The 15,144-nt window shown below is 60.0% G+C and carries 15 protein-coding genes and 1 pseudogene; 4 read left to right on the top strand and 12 right to left on the bottom strand.

The features are described 5' to 3' along the window. A partial coding sequence (locus ACYYKW_RS25285; protein WP_464991467.1) for a CoA transferase occupies positions 1 to 474 on the top strand: 474 nt, incomplete at its 5' end. Continuing rightward, complete coding sequence (locus ACYYKW_RS25280) at positions 422 to 1,381, top strand: TIGR02285 family protein (protein WP_464991466.1); 960 nt, start codon at positions 422 to 424, stop codon at positions 1,379 to 1,381. The genes ACYYKW_RS25285 and ACYYKW_RS25280, both read left to right, overlap by 53 nt. 176 nt (positions 1,382 to 1,557) lie before the next feature. On the opposite strand, the gene ACYYKW_RS25275 is transcribed toward ACYYKW_RS25280, so the two are convergent. The 7 genes from ACYYKW_RS25275 to xerD form a co-directional block, all read right to left on the bottom strand. Next, positions 1,558 to 1,839, bottom strand: a complete 282-nt coding sequence (locus tag ACYYKW_RS25275) for a DUF3509 domain-containing protein (protein ID WP_093104412.1) — start codon at positions 1,837 to 1,839, stop codon at positions 1,558 to 1,560. 166 nt (positions 1,840 to 2,005) lie between these two features. After that, positions 2,006 to 2,413, bottom strand: a complete 408-nt coding sequence (locus ACYYKW_RS25270) for a response regulator (protein ID WP_093104415.1) — start codon at positions 2,411 to 2,413, stop codon at positions 2,006 to 2,008. A gap of 116 nt (positions 2,414 to 2,529) precedes the next feature. Beyond that, positions 2,530 to 3,903, bottom strand: coding sequence for a transporter substrate-binding domain-containing protein (locus ACYYKW_RS25265; RefSeq protein ID WP_464991465.1), 1,374 nt, complete (start codon positions 3,901 to 3,903; stop codon positions 2,530 to 2,532). Positions 3,904 to 4,023: 120 nt separating this feature from the next. Continuing rightward, positions 4,024 to 5,433: a threonine synthase gene (gene thrC / locus ACYYKW_RS25260; RefSeq protein ID WP_090281925.1), complete on the bottom strand. Its 1,410-nt coding sequence runs from the start codon at positions 5,431 to 5,433 to the stop codon at positions 4,024 to 4,026. Between the two features lie 108 nt (positions 5,434 to 5,541). After that, positions 5,542 to 6,846 (bottom strand): homoserine dehydrogenase, encoded by a 1,305-nt coding sequence (locus ACYYKW_RS25255; RefSeq protein ID WP_464991464.1) that lies wholly within the window; start codon positions 6,844 to 6,846, stop codon positions 5,542 to 5,544. Between the two features lie 131 nt (positions 6,847 to 6,977). Next, positions 6,978 to 7,709, bottom strand: a complete 732-nt coding sequence (dsbC, locus tag ACYYKW_RS25250) for a bifunctional protein-disulfide isomerase/oxidoreductase DsbC (RefSeq protein ID WP_208938606.1) — start codon at positions 7,707 to 7,709, stop codon at positions 6,978 to 6,980. A 257-nt stretch (positions 7,710 to 7,966) separates the two neighbouring features. Then, on the bottom strand, positions 7,967 to 8,863 hold the full coding sequence (gene xerD / locus ACYYKW_RS25245) for a site-specific tyrosine recombinase XerD (RefSeq protein ID WP_093104423.1): 897 nt from the start codon (positions 8,861 to 8,863) through the stop codon (positions 7,967 to 7,969). 108 nt (positions 8,864 to 8,971) lie between these two features. Here xerD and ACYYKW_RS25240 point away from each other — a divergent pair, with 108 nt between their 5' ends. Continuing rightward, complete coding sequence (locus ACYYKW_RS25240; protein ID WP_464991463.1) at positions 8,972 to 10,780, top strand: cation:proton antiporter; 1,809 nt, start codon at positions 8,972 to 8,974, stop codon at positions 10,778 to 10,780. A gap of 205 nt (positions 10,781 to 10,985) precedes the next feature. Here ACYYKW_RS25240 and rplS read toward each other — a convergent pair whose 3' ends face one another. The 5 genes from rplS to ffh form a co-directional block, all read right to left on the bottom strand. After that, entirely contained in the window at positions 10,986 to 11,336 is a 351-nt protein-coding gene (gene rplS, locus ACYYKW_RS25235; protein WP_003175895.1) for a 50S ribosomal protein L19, read from the bottom strand. 45 nt (positions 11,337 to 11,381) lie between these two features. Then, on the bottom strand, positions 11,382 to 12,092 hold the full coding sequence (gene trmD, locus ACYYKW_RS25230) for a tRNA (guanosine(37)-N1)-methyltransferase TrmD (RefSeq protein ID WP_231988031.1): 711 nt from the start codon (positions 12,090 to 12,092) through the stop codon (positions 11,382 to 11,384). A 43-nt stretch (positions 12,093 to 12,135) separates the two neighbouring features. Next, positions 12,136 to 12,672, bottom strand: coding sequence for a ribosome maturation factor RimM (gene rimM, locus ACYYKW_RS25225; RefSeq protein ID WP_090281919.1), 537 nt, complete (start codon positions 12,670 to 12,672; stop codon positions 12,136 to 12,138). Between the two features lie 5 nt (positions 12,673 to 12,677). Further along, the gene (gene rpsP, locus ACYYKW_RS25220; RefSeq protein WP_003198088.1) at positions 12,678 to 12,929 is read right to left on the bottom strand and encodes a 30S ribosomal protein S16; all 252 of its coding nucleotides are present in this window, start codon (positions 12,927 to 12,929) and stop codon (positions 12,678 to 12,680) included. A gap of 261 nt (positions 12,930 to 13,190) precedes the next feature. Then, positions 13,191 to 14,567 carry a signal recognition particle protein gene (ffh, locus tag ACYYKW_RS25215; RefSeq protein ID WP_090281918.1) on the bottom strand — a complete coding sequence of 459 codons (1,377 nt, stop codon included), beginning with the start codon at positions 14,565 to 14,567 and terminating at the stop codon, positions 13,191 to 13,193. Positions 14,568 to 14,777: 210 nt separating this feature from the next. Between ffh and ACYYKW_RS25210 the strand changes: the two are divergent. Next, a pseudogene (locus tag ACYYKW_RS25210) lies at positions 14,778 to 15,144 on the top strand (inner membrane protein YpjD); the annotation flags it as partial.

Below are 15,144 nucleotides of genomic sequence, written 5' to 3'. Positions count from 1 at the left end.
AGCGCCGATGGCAAGCATGTGCAGATTGGCGCCAACGGCGATGCGATCTTCAAACGCTTCATGTTGATCATCGGTCGCGAAGACCTGGCTAACGACCCGGCACTGGCCAGCAACGACGGCCGTGACAGCCGCCGCGACGAGCTGTACGGCGTGATCGATCGCTGGGTCAATTCGCTGCCGCTGCAGACCGTTCTCGACCTGCTCAATCAGGCCGAAGTGCCGGCCAGCCGGATCTTCAGCGCCGAGGACATGTTCAGCGATCCGCAGTACCTGGCGCGAGAAATGTTCTTGCATGCGAAACTGCCCGACGGCAAGGATTTCAAGATGCCCGGCATCGTGCCGAAATTGTCAGAGACACCCGGCAGTTCCGAATGGGTCGGACCGCAACTGGGTGAGCACAATACGCAGGTACTCCACGACCTTGGCTACGACGAAACGCAGATCGCCAGGTTACGCGAAGACGGAGCCATTTAACCTGAAGCGCCCGCTGCCCTCGCCTGCCAGCCGCACGCATTCCGGGTGGACGTGGCGGCTGTTCGGCTTGTTGTGCCTCCTTACTCTGTCAGGCGCGGCGCAGGCAAAACCGACGCTGATCTGGTTGTTGCGCGACCTGCCGCCGATGACCATTTTCGAGGGCCCTAAAAAGGGTCAGGGCGTCATTGATCACTTGCTGCCACAACTGATTGCCGGGATGCCGCAATACGAGCACACAATGCTGCGGGTCAATCGCGCCCGCGGTTTGCAAATGCTTCAGGAAAACTCGTTTGCCTGCGATCCGGCGCTGCTGTGGAGCAAGGAGCGTGCGCAGTGGATTGTCTATTCGATACCGGCGATCCGCGCCGTGAGCAACGGCCTGGTGGTGCGCAAAAAGGATCGCGGCGTCCTCGCGCCCTACCTGGTGGAAGGTGAAGTTGATCTGGCGGCTTTGCTTGCGGCGCCTGAGCGGAAGGTTGGCATCGTCGCCGAACGCAGCTATGGCGAGTTCATCGACAACCTTTTGCAGCAGGCGCCGCGCGGCGCCTTGACGCCACACTACGGCAACGACGCGCTGAGCAACCTGCTATCGATGCAGCGTCTGGGTCGTTTGCAGGTGGTGCTCGGTTATTGGCCGGAGATTCGCTATCAGGCCACGCAGGCGCAGATTGCCGAGGATGAACTGGCGTTCTACCCGATTCGCGGTACGCAGAAATATCTCTCGGGGCATGTGGCTTGCTCCAACTCCGCCGAGGGACGTCAGGCCATCGCCGAGATCGACGGTCTGCTGCGCACCCTGCCCCACGAACCGCTCAATCAACTGTACGCCGATTGGCTCGACCCGGAGCGGCGGGCGGACTATCTGCAACAGGCCCGCGTATTTTTCGACCACCAGGCCGCGCAATGAACAATCGCGGGCAAAAAGAAACCCCGAGAAGTGGGGAGACAACTCGGGGTTAAACGTGGCCTACATAAAGACCCGTAGCAGCAAGCGACAAGCACCGGAGCACAATGCTTGATCCTGCTGTTATGGGGTCTGACTGACAGGGATGCAGGAAGGTTCCCACAAAAAATATTTCATCTTTACAGCGCTGCCCGCTTGTCCAGCGCGGCGTTGCGCAAGGCCGCGATCACGCAGGGTTCAAGCCGGCCTTCAGCGATCAGCACATCGCGGTGCAGACCATCGACGACATCGGTCAGCAGACGCTTGTCGGTCAATTGCGCCTGATTGAATTCGCGCTCCACCACGATGGCGCCGTGACTGTTCTTCAGCGTCACCAGGCATTGGCCATCACGGCCGCTGGGGGTCAACGAAACCTGATACGGGCTCAGAGCCTCACCGAGCAATAGACTGATACTTTCCATCTCGATCTCCACTCAATAGTCCGAAAACTGTGCGCCTGGGGCGTGTACACCATAAATGACCACCGGCCCGAGAAGAAAGTTCTGCGTTTCGATTGCCTCCAGATCGCAGGGTCACCGGTCTGACAGAGCATGCACGGCGAAGATGACAGAAAAACTGCCGTAAGCCTTACACGCCGAGTGGCGCCGCAGCGGCGCTCAGATAACTGTCGAGCAAACCTCGCATCAGCACCGCCGATACCGGCGTCTGCAGGCGCCCCAACAAACGCACGCCGTGCTCGTCCAGCAGCGGCTCGAGATCGTTGAGCAGACTCGCTGCAACCGTCCCCAGCAGAATCACCGCACGCGCTTGCTGGCGAGCCGCCAGATGCTGCATCAGCGCTAGGCCATCGCCGCCCTTGAGTTGCGGATCGCAGATGGCGATGTCGACTGCACCGCGGTACTCCAGCGACGACAAGGCCGCTGCCAGCGACGGTGCGGTGAGGACGTCATAGATGCCGACGGCATTGAGCATCTGGTGCAACGCCATCAGCTGGAACGGATTGGGTTCAAGTATCAGGACTTTAAGCGAGCGCATAGGCGACCTCTGGAGCGACAATCGCGGACTCTCACCGCAGTGGTTCTCACTCTAGGCCAGCCGTCCTAAGCCTCCCATCGGAAAAGTAGCCGCGTCTTATAGGACATTTCCCATCTTCATTGCGGACACTGACACCCGCTCTCCGCCCGGCGCTGAGAGATGTCCGTCCAGCCGCCCAACAACCCGCGCAATTTACCGTCGGCGCTGTAGAACGGCACGGTCCATTGATAGACCTCGCGCGGGCCGTTATTGAACTGCAAGCGGCGTTTGCTGAAGCGCGACTTGCGCGTGCGCAACTGCAGCATGAACTCCTCATGGAGCATCAACGCCGTGGCTTCGGGCAGCGTGTCGAGTTCGATCAGCAAGCGCCCGATGACCTGATCCAGACGCACCGATAACGCCTCTTCATAGCTGCGGTTACAGGTGATCAGTCGCCCGTGCAGATCGCGGACGAACACTGGGTCAGGCAAGGCGTCGATCAATGCATGCTGAAACGCCAGTTGATCGCCCAGATCCTTTTCTGCCGCCAGGCGCAGCTTGATCACCGCCCTCAGCCGCCGATTCCATACCAATGACAGCAAGCCGAACACGCCGAGCCCGCCCATGACCCAGCAAGCCCATTCAAGCAGTTGCCGGCCGATAGTCGGTGCCGGTGCCGGCGCTACTCCCTCCAGCCATTTCAGGCGGATCGCGCGCAGCTCGGCAGGCGGAAAGGCTTCCAGTGCCTTGTTGAGAATCCCCAGTAGTACGGGCATGCCCTTGCGCACCGCGAGGTTGTCCGCCTCCCACTTGCCCTCGACCAGCCCGCCGACCTTAAGCGGACCCAACGGATAAAGCTGCGCGCCGATTTCATTTTCGATGGTGGCATAGGCTTCGCCGCTTTCGACCAGCGCCCGTGCCTCGGCGTAGGTCTTGACCGAATGAATCACGATGGACGGGAAGTCGCGTCTTATCGTGTCCTCCAGGGCATGCCGGGCCGGCAGCACCAGCCTGCGTCCGGCCAGTTGCTCGAAAGATTCCAGCCGCGGCGCGTCGGCACGCCCGACAAACACCCACCCCGCCCCACCAAAGGCGTGGCTGTAATCGAGAAATGCCTTGCGCTCCTCGCTGATGGCCAACGTCGTACTGATGTCCGCCGCACCGTTCTTCAGGCGCTCGAGCATGTGATCGGTGGAGAACGATTCCTGGTGCACGAACTGCAACCCGGTCATCGCCGTCACCCGCTTGAGCACATCATTGTTCAAACCGCTCCACTGCCCGTGCTCGTCCTGGAACAGGTACAGCGGGTATTGCAATGACGCCACGGTCACCGTGGGATTGTCGCGAATCCACTCGCGCTCGTGTGCAGCCAGTTCGACGGGCTGTACGTTGTGCGTCGCGGCATCGCCGTGCAGCGCCAGTTGCGCCGCCACGCTGCAACGCATCAACCCCAGCAATCCGCACAACAACACCCCAACCAGTGCCGGTTTCAAACCTCTATCAAACAGCATTGCCACTTCCTTCGTGATCGACTCACCCGTCCTGCGTGGGTGAAAACCCGGGCAGTGTGGCAGCGAAAACAAAAAAGCCCGTCAGGAGACGGGCTTCAAAATGTGACAGCTTTTATGGGCTTATAGTGGCTTGCCGCGGTTGCCATGCTGGCTGACAAAGGCCTGTACGGCTTTCAGCTCGTTCGGCAAAACGGTGCAGCGCTCGTTTCGCTCAAACAAATCAGAAAGATGTGCAGGTAGTTCGAGCGCTTTTCCTACACCGGCTTTCTCTACTGCATCCGGGAATTTCACCGGGTGCGCAGTGCCGAGAATCACCATCGGGATGTCCAGGCTGCGACGGCATTCGCGCGCGGCCTTGACGCCGATCGCGGTGTGCGGATCCAGCACCTCACCAGTCTGCGCATAGACTTCGGCGATGGTCTCGCAGGTTTGCGCATCGTCCACCGCCAGCGAATCGAACAGTTTGCGCGCTTCGGTCCACCGCTCCTGTTCAACGCTGAAACCGCCGCCCTGCTTGAACGAGTCCATCAACCCGGCAATCGCTGCACCGTTGCGACCGTGCAGATCGAACAGCAAGCGTTCGAAGTTCGACGAGACCATGATGTCCATCGACGGCGACAGCGTGGCGTGCAGGGTTTCCTTGACGTACTGGTTGCCGCTCATGAAGCGGTGCAGGATGTCGTTGCGGTTGGTGGCGACGATCAACTGGTTGATCGGCAGGCCCATGTTGCGCGCCAGGTAACCGGCGAAAATGTCGCCGAAGTTGCCGGTCGGCACCGAGAACGACACCGAACGCGCCGGCCCGCCCAACTGCAGCGAGGCGTGGAAGTAGTAGACGATCTGGGCCATGATCCGCGCCCAGTTGATCGAGTTCACCGCTACCAGCCGCGTGCCTTTGAGGAAGCTCTGGTCGGCGAAGCTGTTCTTGACCATTTCCTGGCAGTCATCGAAGTTGCCTTCGATCGCGATGTTGTGGATGTTCTCGCCAACGATCGTGGTCATCTGCCGGCGCTGCACTTCCGAAACCCGGTTGTGGGGATGCAGGATGAAGATGTCGACGTTTTCGCAATGCTTGCAGCCTTCGATGGCCGCCGAACCGGTATCACCGGAGGTGGCACCGACAATCACCACGCGCTCGCCGCGCTTTTCCAGCACGTAGTCGAGCAGACGACCCAGCAGTTGCAGGGCGAAGTCCTTGAACGCCAGGGTCGGGCCGTGGAACAGCTCCATCACCCATTCGTTGCCGTTGAGCTGACGCAACGGCGCCACTGCGCTGTGAGCGAAGACCGCGTAGGTTTCTTCAAGAATCTTTTTGAAATCGGCGTCGGGAATGCTGCCGGTCACGAACGGACGCATCACCCGGAAGGCCAGCTCGTGATACGGCAGACCAGCCCAGGAAGCGATTTCTTCCTGGGTGAAACGTGGCAGGTTTTCCGGGACGTACAAACCGCCGTCCGTGGCCAGACCGGCCAGCAGAACCTCTTCGAAATTCAGGGCGGGTGCCTGGCCGCGAGTACTGATATATCGCATTTTTTTCAAACCTTCGGTTTGAGCTGCAAGCTGCTAGCTGCAAGTCGCAAGTAAAAGCCAGACTGCTTCTCTCTTGCCGCTTGCAGCTCGAAGCTTGCCGCTGCTTTTTTAGTTCAAATGTTCGACGCGGATTCGTACGACCGGGCCGGCAACGCCTGCGAGCGCTTCAAGTGCGGCGATCGCATCGTTGATGCGCTGCTCGACCACGCGGTGAGTCAGCAGGATCATCGGCACCAGGCCGTCATGCTCTTCGACTTCCTTCTGCATGATCGATTCGATATTGATGCCGCGCTCCGACAGGATGCTTGCCACCTGAGCGAGAACGCCCGGGTGGTCCTTGGCCTGAATGCGCAGGTAATAAGCGCTTTCGCAGGCTTCGATCGGCAGGATCGGATGCGCCGACAGCGAGTCCGGCTGGAAGGCCAGGTGCGGTACGCGGTTTTCCGGGTCGGAGGTCATCGCACGCACTACGTCGACCAGATCGGCGATCACCGACGAAGCGGTTGGCTCCATGCCGGCGCCAGCGCCGTAGAACAGCGTCGAACCGGCCGCGTCACCGTTGACCATCACCGCGTTCATCACACCGTTGACGTTGGCGATCAGGCGATCGGCCGGGATCAGCGTCGGGTGTACGCGCAACTCGATACCGGCAGCGGTGCTGCGCGCTACGCCCAGGTGCTTGATGCGGTAGCCCAGCGCTTCGGCGTAATTCACGTCAGCGGTGGTCAGTTTGGTGATGCCTTCGGTGTACGCCTTGTCGAACTGCAGCGGAATACCGAACGCGATCGAGGCCAGGATGGTCAGCTTGTGCGCCGCATCGATGCCTTCGACGTCGAAGGTCGGATCGGCTTCGGCATAACCCAGCGCCTGCGCTTCGGCCAGCACGTCTTCGAACGTACGGCCCTTCTCGCGCATTTCGGTGAGGATGAAGTTGCCGGTGCCGTTTATGATCCCCGCGACCCAGTTGATGCGGTTGGCCGACAGGCCCTCACGAATCGCCTTGATCACCGGAATACCCCCGGCCACCGCTGCTTCGAATGCCACGATCACGCCTTTCTCGCGTGCCTTGGCGAAAATTTCATTACCGTGAACGGCTATCAGCGCCTTGTTCGCGGTGACCACATGCTTGCCATTCTCGATGGCCTTGAGTACCAGCTCGCGGGCAACGGTGTAGCCGCCCATCAGCTCTATGACGATGTCGATCTCAGGGTTCGTGGCCACTTCGAAGACATCGTTGGTAATCGCAATACCGGTCGTCTGGAACTGAGGCTTTGGCGTGCGCATGGCAATTTGTGCCACTTCGATCCCACGCCCGGCACGACGAGCAATTTCCTCGGCGTTGCGCTGAAGTACGTTGAAGGTACCGCCACCGACGGTCCCTAACCCACAGATGCCTACTTTGACCGGATTCACTGTGAACTCCCCATAAAACGGCCGACGCAGGGTCGGCCGGAAAACAACCGCGTGCTCGCGGCTCTCTATTGATGGCCCGGCGATATGGCTGCCGGACCATGATCGTCAGCGGCGGACCGTGACGATGCGAATTACTTCGCGCCCAGCGCCAGTTTGGCGACTTGTGGCGCAGGCTGGTAGCCCGGAATGACTTGCCCGTCGGCCAAAACGATGGCCGGTGTGCCGTTCACGCCGATCGATTGACCAAGGGCGAACTGTCTGGAAACCGGGTTATCGCACTTGGCGGCCTTGATTTCCTTGCCATCGACCATTTTGTCCATGGCGGCTTTCTTGTCTTTCGAGCACCACACCGCTTGCAGCTGTTCATCGCCTGGGGAATTCAGGCCCTGACGCGGGAACGCCACGTAACGCACTTCGATGCCGCGCTTGTTCAGCTCCGGCACTTCGGCGTGCAGCTTGTGGCAGTACGGGCAGGTGGTATCGGTGAACACGGTGATGTGCGACTTGGTTTCGCCGACCGCCGGATAAACCACGGTCTCGGCCACCGGAATGGCATTGATCAGCTTGGAGATGCCCAGGCGTTCGGTCTTCTCGGTCAGGTTGACCGGTTTGCCGTTCGCCAGTTGGTAGAGATTGCCCTGAACGATGTACTGGCCATCGGCACTGGCGTAGAGCACGCGGCTGCCCTGGAGCTTGACTTCGTACATGCCCGGCAGCGGGCTGGCGCTGATGCTTTCGACCGGAACCTCGAGCTCGAGTTTTTCCAGGCTTTGACGAATGGCTTTATCGGCCGCGTCATCGGCGGCGGCAAAGGTGCTGACCAACGCAAGGGCTGCGGCGGCGAAAATCTGGGTCAGACGCATGAGAACTCCTGAAGGCGGACAAATGGAACGATCAGAACGCCCGTGCCGGAACACCGGGTCATAACCGCCCATCGTGCAAACCGGCAAAGCCTAACACATAAGGTCACGGTGGCCGAATGCGCCGGTCGCCATGGATTTCGAGAGCACTGAAGAATCTGTAGGAGTGAGCCTGCTCGCGATAGCGGTAGTCCTGATAATGCAACGGGGACTGACACACCGCTATCGCGAGCAGGCGAAGGCCTACAGGGGATTGTTGTTCAGCCGCGCGGGTGGTGTTTGGCGTGCAGGTCCTGCAAACGTGCGCGCGCGACATGGGTGTAGATCTGCGTTGTGGACAAGTCGCTATGCCCGAGCAACATCTGCACCACGCGCAAATCCGCGCCGTGATTGAGCAAGTGCGTGGCAAACGCGTGACGCAGGGTGTGCGGTGACAGCGATTTATTGATCCCGGCAACTTTGGCCTGATGTTTGATCCGGTGCCAGAAGGTCTGACGGGTCATCTGTTCGCCACGCTGACTGGGGAACAGCACATCGCTGGGCCGCCCGCTGAGCAGTTCGCCACGTCCGTCGCGCATATAGCGCTCAACCCAGACAATCGCCTCCTCGCCCATCGGCACCAGCCGTTCCTTGCTGCCCTTGCCCATCACCCGCAGCACACCCTGGCGCAGGTTGACCTGCTCCAGCGTCAGGCTGACCAGTTCGGTCACGCGCAAGCCGCAGGCATACAGGACTTCGAGCATGGCGCGATCACGCTGGCCGATGGCTTCGCTCAGGTCCGGCGCCTTGAGCAGCGCTTCGACGTCGGCCTCGGACAGTGACTTGGGCAACGGCCGCCCCAGCTGCGGCATGTCGATGCGCAAGGTCGGGTCGACACTGATCAGCTTTTCCCGCAGCAGATAGCGATAAAAGCCACGCACGCCGGAGAGAAATCTCGCGGTGGAGCGCGGCTTGTAGTTCTGCTCCAGGCGCCAGGCCAAATGATCAAGAATCAGCTCGCGGCCGGCGTTGATCAGTTCGAGGTTTTTCTCCTGCAGCCAGCCATTGAACAGCGCCAGATCGCTGCGGTAGGCGCCGCGGGTGTTATCCGACAGGCCTTTTTCCAGCCATAAAGCGTCGAGGAATTGGTCAATCAGCGGGTGGTCGATGGCAGGCATGGGTGCTCATGGCAGGCAGTTTTTCACACTGCGCGCAAATAGACAGTGAACGTCGGGAATGGCCGCTAGTCTTTCATAGCCAGCCAGATCAAGGAACAGGGAGCATCAATGAACGAGCAGCAAATTCTATTGGCATTTGGCGGGATTGGCGCGGCAGCGCTCGGTTGCCAATGGTTGGCCTGGCGCCTGAAGTTGCCAGCGATTCTGTTTCTGCTGTTGACCGGCATCCTCGTCGGCCCGGTGCTCGGCTGGCTGGATCCGCAGGAAATGTTCGGCCCGTTGCTGATGCCACTGGTGTCGCTGGCGGTCGCGCTGATTCTGTTCGAGGGCAGCCTGACTCTGCATCTATCGGAGTGGAAAGAGGTCGGCAGCGTCGTCCACCGACTGGTCACGGTCGGGGCGATTTCGACCTGGATCGTCATCGCCGTCGCCACGCATTTTCTGCTCGGTTTCGACTGGATGCTGGCGATCCTGTTCGGCAGCCTAACGCTGGTCACCGGCCCGACGGTGATCGTACCGATGCTGCGGGTGGTGCGGCCGAAAGCCTCGATCGCCAATATTCTGCGCTGGGAAGGCATCGTCATTGACCCGATCGGCGCGCTGCTCGCCGTGGTGGTGTACAGCTTCATCATTGCCAGCGTTGAAGGGCACGGCCTCAAGCAGAGCCTGTTCACTTTCGGCGGGGTGATTGTCTGCGGCGCAGCGTTCGGCATTGTCGGCGGCTGGGTGCTCGGCACGGTGATCCGTCGACAATGGCTTCCGGAATATCTACACAACCTCGCCTCGCTGGCAGCGGTGCTCGGGATCTTTATTGCCGCCAACGCGGTGATGCATGAGTCCGGTTTGCTGGCGGTCACGCTGATGGGCATGTGGCTGGCGAACATGAAAGGCGTGGATGTGCGGCACATCCTGCACTTCAAGGAAAACCTCAGCGTGTTGCTGATTTCCGGATTGTTCATCCTGTTGGCGGCGCGGCTTGATTTGAATGCGCTGATCGGGCTGGGGCCGCTGGTGTTGATTCTGCTGCTGGTGATCCAATTGGTCGCTCGCCCGTTGAACGTGCTGCTCAGTACGGCGGGCTCCAGCCTGAGCTGGCGTGAACGCGCGCTGCTGTGCTGGATTGCACCACGCGGGATTGTCGCGGCCGCGGTGTCAGCGATTTTCGCCATTCGCCTGGATGCGGCCGGGCATGAAGGCGCGCTGCTGCTGGTGCCGCTGACCTTCGCCGTGATCATCGGCACGGTGGTCCTGCAAAGTGCGACGGCGCGCCCGCTGGCACGCCTGCTCAACGTCGCGGAGCCGGCACCGAGTGGCTTCCTGATCGTCGGCGCCAACGGCCCGGCGCGAGAACTGGGCAAATCATTGCAGCAGCTGGGCAGTCGCGTACTGCTGACCGATTCGAGCTGGGAAAACATTCGTGCGGCGCGTATGGAAGGTCTGCCGACCTACTTCGGCAACCCGGCCTCACAGCACGCCGATGCACATCTGGATCTGGTCGGGCTGGGGCATTTGCTGGCGCTCTCACCCTCGGGTGAACTCAATACATTGGCGGCGATGCGCTTTCGTCATGACTTCGGCCATCAGCGCTTGTTTGGTCTGGCCAGCGGGCATGAGAGCCGGCGCAGCGACAAGCATCGGGCGAGTCTGGAACATCGCGGCAACCAATTGGGCAGTGACGCGCTGACCTATTCGAAACTGGCCGGGCAAATGGGCCAGGGTGCCGAGCTATACAGCACAACGTTGACGGACGGCTTCGACTGGGAGGACTACCGCGCGCTGCACCGCAATCGAGCCACCTTGCTGTTCATGCGCGATGACAGTGGCTGGGTGCATGTGGTGACGCCGGAAACGACATTGAAGCCAGGGGCGGGGTGGACGTTGCTGGCGTTGATTCAACCGGAAGTTTCCAGCGCCTGACAGATCGAATCGCGAGCAGGCTCGCACACATTTGGAATGCATATTCCTGCGGGAGCAACCCTCCCCATTTGGAACGCGCTCCTCTGTGGGAGCGAGCCTGCTCGCGAAGGCCGCGACTCGGTTTTGTTCAAAGCTTTCCAGGCACAAAACGCAGGCAACAAAAAAGCAGCCCGAAGGCTGCTTTTTTCTGCATCGGAAGCTGGACTTAAGCCAGTTTTTCCTTGATGCGAGCTGCTTTACCCGACAGGTCGCGCAGGTAGTACAGCTTGGCTTTACGTACGTCACCGCGACGCTTGACAGCCATGCTGTCGATTTGCGGCGAGTAAGTCTGGAAAGTACGTTCTACGCCAACACCGTTGGAGATTTTACGAACGGTGAACGCACTGTTCACGCCGCGGTTACGCTTGGCGATGACAACGCCTTCGAACGCTTGCAGACGGGAACGATCGCCTTCCTTCACTTTCACCTGAACGACAATGGTGTCGCCCGGGGCAAAGGTAGGGATTTCTTTGGTCATCTGCTCTGCTTCGAGTGCAAGGATGATTTTGTTGGTCATGCTGTGCTCCTAAGGTAAATCGTTCGATCTACCATCGATACGTTGTTAACTATCGTCCCGCTCGCGGATGTATTCCTCGAGCAGCTTCTTCTCTTCTCCAGAAAGCGAGCGGCTTTCCAGAAGATCGGCGCGTCGTTCATAGGTCCTACCAAGGGACTGCTGTAAACGCCAACGCCGGATATGCGCGTGATTGCCACTCAGCAACACGTCGGGAACACGCTGATCCGCATACACCTCCGGTCGGGTGTAGTGCGGGCAATCCAGCAGACCATCCGTAAAGGAATCTTCCTCAGCGGAATCCGCATGCCCTAAAGCTCCAGGCAGCAGTCGTGTAACCGCATCGATCAGGACCATGGCCGGCAGCTCGCCGCCAGACAGTACATAGTCGCCAATCGACCACTCTTCATCGACATGAGCCTCAATAAAGCGCTCGTCAATGCCTTCATAGCGGCCGGCAATCAGGATCAATGCATCCGATTGTGCCAGCTCGCGTACCGCCGACTGAGTCAGCTGACGGCCTTGGGGGGACAGGTAAATCACCTTCGCCGCCTCCCCGGCTGCTGCCTTGGCCTGAACCAGAGCATCTTCCAGGGGCTTGATCTTCATCACCATGCCCGGACCACCGCCAAACGGGCGATCGTCCACAGTGTGATGCCGATCCGTCGTGTAATCTCGCGGATTCCAACAGGTCAGCTGTAAAAGCCCCTGTTTGACCGCACGACTGGTGATGCCGTAATCGCCAATGGCGGAAAACATCTCGGGAAACAAACTGATCACTTCAACGCGCAAGTTAGCCACGTCAGAAGTCCGCGTCCCAATCCACCTTCATCTCGCCCGCGGCCAGGTCGACGGCCAACACGCATTGCCCGGTATACGGCAACAGGCGTTCGCGATCATCCAGGCTGCCAGCGCAAGGCTTGACGACCATTACATCATTGGCGCCGGTTTCCAGAAGATGATCGATTTTCCCGAGCAATTGCCCAAGGGTGTCGATGACCTTCAGACCTTCCAGCTGGTACCAGTAGTACTCGCCTTCGGTCAATTCAGCGAACAGGTTGCGCGGCACGCAGATCTCGTAACCGGCGAGAAGACGAGCTTCTTCACGATCATCAAGACCCTTGAGCTTGGCGACCAGGAACTTGTCGCTCCCGCGTCCACTGACCAGCTCGACCTGTTTGACATTGCCTTCGCGCTTGAGCGTCCAGGTTTTGTACTGCAACAGGTTTTCAGTCGGATCAGTAAAGGAATACACCTTCACTTCGCCGCGAACGCCATGAACAGAATAAATTTTGCCAATAACGATCAAATCATCGGCAACAGCAGGCGTCGCGTTCATATTGCTCAGGCCGCAGCCTTGGCAGATTCCTTCAACAACTGAGCAACGCGCTCAGAAGGCTGTGCACCAACGCTCAGCCAGTAGGCTACGCGCTCTTGGTTCACGGACAGACGAACTTCCTGACCACGGGCAACAGGGTTGAAGAAGCCAACCTGTTCTTTGTGGGAGCCGTCACGCGGGTTACGCGAGTCGGTTACGGTCAGGTGGTAAAACGGGCGCTTTTTGGAGCCGCCAAGGGCAAGACGGATTGTTAGCATGTGAACATCGTTCCTGTAGTCGGTGCTGCAAATCTAAATGCACAGCGGGCATGGGTGCCCGAAAGGCCGCATATTCTAAGGAATATCCGGACTTTTGCAAATGACTTTTTCCGGCGCCTGTGGCATGCCGTGCAGATTTGCATGGAGAGCCGTCGATGAAAACGGCCAGTCAGCTCCCGCCGAGTGCGGGTTTGCTGTTGATCCTGCGTCCTTGCAGGGTCTGCGCCGGTGCGACGACCGGCGAAGTCTTGGTGTCCTGTCTCACATTTTCGGCATGCCGCCGCCGGGCAACATTCCGCCCATGCCGCGCATCATTTTCGCCATTCCGCCCTTGGCGGAGAATTTCTTCATCATCTTCTGCATCTGCTTGTGCTGCTTGATCAAGCGGCCGATGTCCTGCACCTGAGTGCCGGAACCCATGGCGATGCGGCGCTTGCGCGAACCACTGATCAGCTCTGGATCGCGGCGCTCGGCCGGGGTCATCGAGTTGATGATGGCTTCCATCTGTTTGAACTGCTTCTCAGCGGCGTTCTGGGCATTGCCCATCTGCGACAGGTTGACGCCGCCGATGCTCGGCAGTTTGTCCATGAGCCCGCCGAGGCCGCCCATGTTCTTCATCTGTTGCAGCTGATCGCGGAAGTCTTCGAGGTCGAAACCCTTGCCCTTCTTCAGCTTCTTGGCCAGTTTGTCGGCCTTGTCCTTGTCGAGGGTCGCTTCGGCCTGTTCGATCAGGCTGAGCACGTCGCCCATGCCGAGGATGCGCGAGGCGATACGCTCGGGATGGAACGGATCGAGCGCTTCGCTCTTCTCGCCCATACCGATGAACTTGATCGGCTTGCCAGTGATCGCGCGTACCGACAGCGCAGCACCGCCACGGGCGTCGCCGTCGACCTTGGTCAGGATCACGCCGGTCAGCGGCAGCGCATCACCGAATGCCTTGGCCGTGTTGGCGGCGTCCTGGCCGGTCATGGCATCGACCACGAACAGCGTTTCGACCGGGTTGATCGCCGCGTGCAGCGCCTTGATCTCGCCCATCATCTCTTCGTCGATGTGCAGACGACCGGCGGTATCGACGATGACCACGTCGATGAATTTCAGTTTGGCTTCTTTAATAGCGGCGCTGGCGATGTCGACCGGCTTCTGACTCAGGTCGGAGGGAAAGAACGTCACGCCGATATCGTTGGCCAGGGTTTCCAGCTGCTTGATCGCCGCAGGACGGTAAACGTCCGCCGACACGACCATGACCGACTTCTTCTTGCGCTCCTTAAGGAAGCGCGCGAGCTTGCCGGCGGTAGTGGTTTTACCGGCACCCTGCAGACCGGCCATCAGAATGACTGCTGGCGGCACGGCGCTCAGGTTCAGGTCTTCGTTGGCGGCGCCCATCAGGCTTTCGAGTTCGGCCTGGACGATCTTCACGAACGCCTGGCCCGGCGTCAGGCTGCGCGACACCTCGGTGCCGACGGCGCGTTCCTTGACCGAATTGACGAAGTCCTTGACCACCGGCAGCGCGACGTCGGCTTCGAGCAACGCCATGCGCACTTCACGCAGGGTGTCTTTGATGTTGTCCTCGGTCAGCTTCGCCTTGCCGGTGACATGGCGCAGCGTCTGCGAGAGACGGTCGGTTAAGTTTTCAAACATTGCGCGATCCTTTCAGGCCCTGTACAGACCGGGATAATGGCGGCCCAGACCGGAATCAACATGTGCTCGGCGAGCCTGCGGCGTGGGCAGGTCGCGGATTATAGCGAAGACTGCGCCCGGCGCACACCTCGCTGTCAGCTTGCCGAGTCTTTCGTGTCGCGGCGGTTCTATGCCAAACTCAGCGTCTTTCGGGCCCGCCCATCAGGATTTATGCTCCCCTTGTCACCCAGCTTACTGACCACCCTCGCCGCCGCCCTCCTGTATGCCGCTGCGACCCTGTATCAAAGCACCCGTCTGGCCACTGGCGCCAAGGCGAACAAGCGCCTGCTGGTCAGCCTCGGCGTGCTCGCCGTCGTCGCCCACGGCGCCAGCCTGCTGACTCATCTGTTGACGCCGATCGGCCTGGGCCTGGATTTCTTCAGCGCCTCCAGCCTGATTGCTGCGGCGGTGATCGCGCTGACCCTGCTGGCCTGTTCGAGAATTCCGGTGGAGAACCTGCTGGTTCTGCTGTTCCCGCTCGGTGCGATCACCGTGCTGCTGGCGCAATTCGCGCCGACCGGCACGGTGCAGATCATTG

The organism is Pseudomonas sp. 15C, assembly GCF_055484735.1.
This window is presented reverse-complemented; position numbering and strand designations above follow the sequence as displayed.

Bases quoted from the DNA above. Each gene is read 5' to 3' on its own strand.
- rplS (WP_003175895.1), bottom strand. From the start codon at position 11,336: ATGACCAACAAAATCATCCTTGCACTCGAAGCAGAGCAGATGACCAAA.
- ACYYKW_RS25275 (WP_093104412.1), bottom strand. From the start codon at position 1,839: ATGGAAAGTATCAGTCTATTGCTCGGTGAGGCTCTGAGCCCGTATCAG.
- ACYYKW_RS25265 (WP_464991465.1), bottom strand. From the start codon at position 3,903: ATGCTGTTTGATAGAGGTTTGAAACCGGCACTGGTTGGGGTGTTGTTG.
- xerD (WP_093104423.1), bottom strand. From the start codon at position 8,863: ATGCCTGCCATCGACCACCCGCTGATTGACCAATTCCTCGACGCTTTA.
- ACYYKW_RS25270 (WP_093104415.1), bottom strand. From the start codon at position 2,413: ATGCGCTCGCTTAAAGTCCTGATACTTGAACCCAATCCGTTCCAGCTG.
- ACYYKW_RS25240 (WP_464991463.1), top strand. From the start codon at position 8,972: ATGAACGAGCAGCAAATTCTATTGGCATTTGGCGGGATTGGCGCGGCA.
- trmD (WP_231988031.1), bottom strand. From the start codon at position 12,092: ATGTTTTCCGCCATTGGCGATTACGGCATCACCAGTCGTGCGGTCAAA.
- ffh (WP_090281918.1), bottom strand. From the start codon at position 14,567: ATGTTTGAAAACTTAACCGACCGTCTCTCGCAGACGCTGCGCCATGTC.
- dsbC (WP_208938606.1), bottom strand. From the start codon at position 7,709: ATGCGTCTGACCCAGATTTTCGCCGCCGCAGCCCTTGCGTTGGTCAGC.
- rpsP (WP_003198088.1), bottom strand. From the start codon at position 12,929: ATGCTAACAATCCGTCTTGCCCTTGGCGGCTCCAAAAAGCGCCCGTTT.
- rimM (WP_090281919.1), bottom strand. From the start codon at position 12,672: ATGAACGCGACGCCTGCTGTTGCCGATGATTTGATCGTTATTGGCAAA.
- thrC (WP_090281925.1), bottom strand. From the start codon at position 5,433: ATGCGATATATCAGTACTCGCGGCCAGGCACCCGCCCTGAATTTCGAA.